At 57.2% G+C, this 460-nt stretch carries 1 protein-coding gene; it reads right to left on the minus strand.

Going from position 1 to position 460, the window contains the following annotated elements:
- The coding region (locus H8792_RS12370) for a GTP cyclohydrolase, FolE2/MptA family (protein WP_185979390.1) at window positions 1-460 on the minus strand (460 nt) is incomplete at both ends.

Below are 460 nucleotides of genomic sequence, written 5' to 3' on the forward strand. Positions count from 1 at the left end.
TTTCCAGCTGGTCGCCGGCCTGCACTTTGACCTTAACCTGCGCGTAGGAGCGCTGACTGTGCGGTGTGGCGTTGATGCCTTCGGGCGTGCCCAGCCAGGCCAGAACCGTATTGTAGTCCAGCGACTTTCCGGCAAACTGCGCTTCGAACGCTTCCTGAATCAGCTGGCGCGATAACGCGGCTGAGCAGGGGCAGGTTGAAGAGTAGGGCACTTCGATGGAAAGCTCGCACTCGAATTGGCCGTTGCGCAGCTCACCGCGCAGCGTGGTCGGGTAGTGTTTCCAGCCGCTGTTGTCGCTTTTGAGCGAGAGGCGGCGTTCGTAGTAATCGAACTTGAATTCGACAAAGGCGTGTGTGCTCAAGCCTTGATGCGATTCGACAAACTTGTCCAAAATGGTTTTGACGCGATTCGGTGTCAAGGCTTCCTGCGTGGCGAGCTGATCAAGCAGCAAATACAAGCG

Origin of the sequence: Thiomicrorhabdus heinhorstiae (genome assembly GCF_013391765.2) — a bacterium.
GTDB classification, from domain to species: Bacteria; Pseudomonadota; Gammaproteobacteria; order Thiomicrospirales; family Thiomicrospiraceae; genus Thiomicrorhabdus; species Thiomicrorhabdus heinhorstiae.